This is a genomic window from Acidovorax sp., assembly GCF_046341535.1.
Classification (GTDB): domain Bacteria; phylum Pseudomonadota; class Gammaproteobacteria; order Burkholderiales; family Burkholderiaceae_C; genus Acidovorax.
This window is the reverse complement of record NZ_JBKDRI010000024.1, coordinates 1-4,901: the sequence shown is the minus strand read 5'-3', so window position 1 is coordinate 4,901 and position 4,901 is coordinate 1. Positions and strand designations below refer to the sequence as shown.

Genomic DNA, 4,901 nt, shown 5'->3' with positions numbered 1-4,901 from the left:
GGGCGCGGCGTGATGGATGCATGGCCGGTATACAGGCGCGGCGAACGCTGAAGGCGATAGATCTTGCCGTCGATCAGGAAGATTCCACCGCCTTTTTTCCACTCGACCTTGGCGATACCGAACACATCATTCATCCAGTCGAACGTTGCCTTGCCGTTCTCGTCAAATTCGCCAAGGCGCATGTCCTGCACGAGAGCGCCGCCGTTCTTCCAGAACTGGGTCAGTTTGGTTTTGACGGCCTGCGGCATGGCCGCCTGGTGGGGAACCACAATCGCATCCAGGCTTTGGATGATGGGGTCATCCAGAAGAAGGTTTTTCTCGCCTATCAGGTGGACGTCCAGATCCTTTTGGCTGCTCAGCAGCTTGAACGCGGCAAACAGGGCGTCGCGATGGACGTTTCGGCCTGAACTGCGCTCGCCATGCCACACATAGAAATTGGTCGCAGACCCCAGGACGCCAATTCGGGTGGCTTGGGACTTGGCGGGCGCGTCGATGCGCGGGGCCCGGGTATCGATGCCGCCGAACTTGTCCAGGTCCATGGTGGCGGACTGGTTGGCAGTGGCCTGCCGCTGAAAACCCCCCAGCTCGAATCCGATCACATGGTCCTGCGAAAGCGCCTGCCGGATGGACCGGTTGATGATGGGAATCAGGTCGTGGGTGCGTTTTCGCAGTTCCCACTGTTCGGCATAGGCACCAATCATGACTTTTTTGTAGCCCAGGGCACCCATGTAATTGGCCAGGGTCGGCAACACATCGGCGTCTGGCACCAGCTTGTATCCGTCATAGAAGTTGTAATCGATGACGGCGATATCAAGACATGACGGGAGTTTTTCGACGACGCCCGAAGCATAAATGGCATCGTGGGAGGTAAAGGTTTCGGCAAAATAACCGATGGCAGCCGCTCCCTGATCCCGGATGGCCTTGGCCTGCTCGCAGGTCGCCTGCGCCAGGCGGGTCTCCCGGTATTCGCGGTGGGTATTTAAAAGCGGCTCGGGTTTTGGCTGGCCATTTTTGATGTCATTGTTGTAGTTGATAATGGGCTGCGCGGCCCCATACTTTGCCTGGAAATCACGCTGTGTGGATTCTTTATAGTCGCGCCATTGATAGCCAGTCTGTCCATATTTGATTTCATGCTCCTCCTGCAGCCCGATCGCAAAACCAAGGATCTTGCCGGGATAGCGCTTTGAAAAGTGGGCCACGGTCTGGCTGATGAATCGGGACGAATGCTTCTTGACCACATCATCCGTAAAGTCGGGTTGCCACTGGTAATTTCCAGAGAAATTTTTCATGACCGAACCCGGATGCTCCGAGTAAAGCCAATTTGGCGTCGTTGAAGCATCCTCAATTTTCCTGCCGTTTTCGTCCAGGTACTGACGCCCCCCCATGTCCAGCACTAAAATCAGGTTCAGACCGCCATTGACAAGGGCGTCCAGATACTTGTGGTAATGGGCAAACTGATATTCGTTCTTCCGCGATTCAATATCGGACCAATTGAGATAAAACGTGGCGTGGTTAAATCCCTTGGTTTTTATTTGACTGGCAAGATCGCTGGTCTGGTTCATATCCCACGGCATGACGATCATGCTCGATACGGGAGTGACGGTTGAGGCACTGGCGAAGACCGCAGAGGCGGCCCACAACGCCGCTGCGCAGAAGATTTTTTTCATGGAATGGCTGTGAAATGAATTCGAAGGCGCGGGGGGGACAAACACGCGCACGCGGGAGATTGTTTCATGACCGCCCAGGTCACCCCGCAGTCCTGCCGATTTGTCGTGCGGCACCCCCGGGCCGCCACGCTGGCCGGCGTGGGCCGTCAGGCGGTGACGGTGTAGCCCTCGTCAGCAATGGCCGCGGCCAGCGCTTCGCGTGGGGCCGTGCTGTCCACATCGACCTTGCCGCTGGCGCGGTCGATGCGCACGGCGGCGCTGGGGTCGACCTGCTGCACCGCCTGCGTCACGGCGCGCTCGCAGTGGCCGCAGGTCATGCCCTGGACTTGAAAGCTGTGGGTTTGCATGGAGGTGTCCTTTCTGTGGGTCAGATGCGGCGGGCTCGTTGCGGCCCTGCTCGTTCAGTGGGGTCGCGGGCTGAGTCAAGTAGCATGCGGAATACCCATCGCCCTAGGAGCCTGTCGGACCTGGAAATCGTCGGCTGCAAACCGACCGCAGCGGTCCATTTTGAACCGCCTTTTTGCCCCATAGCTCGGCTATGGGGCTGCAACTATGGGGCTGCAAATTCGGCAAAAACTGTCCTCGCTCTCGCCGATTTTCGCTTTCGACGCTCCAAGTTCGACAGGCTCCTGGAATTGATCAAGGTCATGGCTTGACCCGGTTATCGTGTTACGGTTCACCATATCCGTCATGAACCCCTCTGCCATTGTTCCTCATCAGGCCGCGGCCCTGCCCGGCGTGGGGTCGGTGCAGTCTGTTGATATCGGTGTATCCGGCATGACTTGCGCCAGCTGTGTGGGGCGGGTGGAGCGCGCTCTGCGCAAGGTGCAGGGCGTGCAGGAGGCCTCGGTCAACCTGGCCACCGAATCGGCGCGCATTGCTTTCGTGTCGGCCAGCCCGTCCGAGACCGCCGCCATCGATGCCCTGCTGCGCCGCGCGGTGCGCAATGCAGGCTACGAGCCCTGGGCGGCCGATGCCGCAGACACACTGCAAGCCGCTTCGCCCTGGGCAGGTTTCTGGCCGGTGGCCATCGGGCTCATCCTCTCGGCGCCCCTGGTGCTGCCCATGGTGGGTGACTTGTTCGGCCAGCACTGGATGCTGCCGGCCTGGCTGCAGTGTGCGCTGGCCACGCCGGTGCAGTTCATTCTGGGGGCGCGCTTTTACAAGGCGGGCTGGCATGCGGCCCGGGCGCTGTCGGGCAACATGGACCTGCTGGTGGCGCTGGGCACCAGCGCGGGCTGGGGGCTGTCGGTGTGGCTGTGGCTGACCGCGCACCCGGGGCACGCCCCTCACCTGTACTTTGAGGCTTCGGCCGTCGTCATCACCCTGGTGCTGCTGGGCAAGTGGCTGGAGGCACGCGCCAAGCAGCAGACCACTGCGGCCATCCGTGCGCTGCATGCCCTGCGGCCTGACGTGGTGCACCTGCTGGGCAAGGGCGGTGAGGTCGATGTGCCCGTGGCCGAGGTGCTGCAGGGCGACCGCCTGGTGGTGCGGCCTGGCGAGCGCATTCCGGTCGATGGCGTGGTGCGCGAGGGCCACACGCAGGTCGATGAATCGATGCTGACCGGTGAACCACTGCCCGTACCGCGCGATGTGGGCATGCCGCTGACGGGAGGTTCGATTAACGGTGACGGCCGGGTGGTGATGGAAGTCACCGCCGTGGGCAGCGAGACCGTGCTGGCGCGCATCATCCGCCTGGTGGAAGACGCGCAGGCCGCCAAGGCGCCCATCCAGCGCCTGGTGGACCAGGTGTCGGCCGTGTTCGTGCCCGTGGTGCTGGTTGTGGCGCTGATCACGCTGGGGGGCTGGCTGGCGGTGGGTGCGGGGCTGGAGAGCGCGCTCATCCACGCGGTGGCCGTGATGGTGATTGCCTGCCCGTGCGCGCTGGGTCTGGCAACCCCTGCGGCCATCATGGCAGGCACCGGGGTGGCCGCCAAAAACGGCATTCTTATCAAGGACGCGCAGGCCTTGGAGCTGGCGCACCAGGTGGACACGGTGGCGTTTGACAAAACCGGCACGCTGACCGTGGGCCGCCCGCGCCTGACGGCCTTCGAGGTGGTGCCCGGGCTTGATCGCGCGGCCGTGCTGGCTGCCGTGGCATCGGTGCAAAGTGGCAGCGAACACCCGCTGGCGCGCGCCGTGGCGGCTGGGGCGACCGAGCAGCAACTGGCCGTGCTCCCGCCCGAGGGCGTGCGCTCGGTACCCGGGCGCGGCACCGAAGGCGAGGTGCAGGGCCAGACATGGTTGGTGGGAAGCCTGCGCTGGATGGGCGAGTTGGGCGTGGCCCTGGGCCCGCTGACCGACCGCGCAGCCGCTTTGCAGCGCGAAGGTGCGACGGTGTCGGCAGTGGTCGAGCGTACCGCCGCTGGCCTTGCGCTGCGCGCCCTGATGGCCTTTGGCGATGAGCCCAAGCCCGGCGCACGCGAGGCGCTGGCGGCGCTGAAGGCGCGCGGCATCCGCACCGTGATGATCTCGGGCGACAACCGGGGCGCGGCCGAGGCCATGGCGCGGCGGCTGGGGCTTCAGCCTCAAGCCGGCGAGGTCTTGGCCGAGGTACTGCCGGGCGACAAGGCCGCCGCGATTCGCGCGCTGCAACAAGGGCCTGATGCGGGCAGCCACCGGGGGCGCCACACCGTTGCCATGGTGGGCGATGGCGTGAACGACGCTCCCGCGCTGGCGGCCGCAGACGTGGGCATGGCCATGGGCAATGGCACCGACGTGGCCATGCACGCCGCCGGTATCACGCTGATGCGGGGAAACCCGATGCTGGTGGCTGCGGCGCTCGACATCTCGCGCCGCACGGTCATGAAAATCCGCCAGAACCTTTTTTGGGCCTTTGCCTACAACGTGGCCGGTATCCCGCTGGCCGCGCTGGGCTACCTCAGCCCCGTGGTCGCAGGCGCTGCCATGGCGCTGAGCTCGGTGAGCGTCATGGCCAACGCGCTGCTGCTCAAGCGCTGGCGCATGTGAAAACTACGTATTCAACGAGTCGGTGTTGTGTGTCAAACTGTTAGAAGGTTTTAAGCGTGCGCTCCGAGTATGGGCCGCGCTGCCACCAACGAGGAGAAAGACGATGGGATTTTTCATGAGGCGGTTCACGATCCGCATGCGGATGCTAGGCGCCATCGGGGTGGTGCTGGCTTTGCTCGTTCTGTTGGGCGGGGCAGGCATGCTGGGCATGCTTCGCATCCACGCGATGAGCGACCATTTCATGGCCCACTCGTTTGCCGAGGT

General features: G+C 63.4%; 3 protein-coding genes. 1 reads left to right on the top strand and 2 read right to left on the bottom strand.

All coding sequences use genetic code 11. The features are described from left to right. Both ACK543_RS01340 and ACK543_RS01335 read right to left on the bottom strand, forming a co-directional pair. Positions 1-1,667 (bottom strand): beta-galactosidase (locus ACK543_RS01340; RefSeq protein WP_409941083.1); only part of this gene is annotated, 1,667 nt, incomplete at its 3' end. A gap of 146 nt (positions 1,668-1,813) precedes the next feature. Next, a complete protein-coding gene (locus ACK543_RS01335) occupies positions 1,814-2,014 on the bottom strand; it encodes a heavy-metal-associated domain-containing protein (protein ID WP_409941082.1) in 201 nt (66 codons plus the stop codon). Positions 2,015-2,444: 430 nt separating this feature from the next. Here ACK543_RS01335 and ACK543_RS01330 point away from each other — a divergent pair, with 430 nt between their 5' ends. Beyond that, complete coding sequence (locus ACK543_RS01330) at positions 2,445-4,637, top strand: heavy metal translocating P-type ATPase (protein WP_409941084.1); 2,193 nt, start codon at positions 2,445-2,447, stop codon at positions 4,635-4,637. The last annotated feature ends 264 nt before the right edge of the window (positions 4,638-4,901 follow it).

Bases quoted from the DNA above. Each gene is read 5' to 3' on its own strand.
- ACK543_RS01335 (WP_409941082.1), bottom strand. From the start codon at position 2,014: ATGCAAACCCACAGCTTTCAAGTCCAGGGCATGACCTGCGGCCACTGC.
- ACK543_RS01330 (WP_409941084.1), top strand. From the start codon at position 2,445: ATGACTTGCGCCAGCTGTGTGGGGCGGGTGGAGCGCGCTCTGCGCAAG.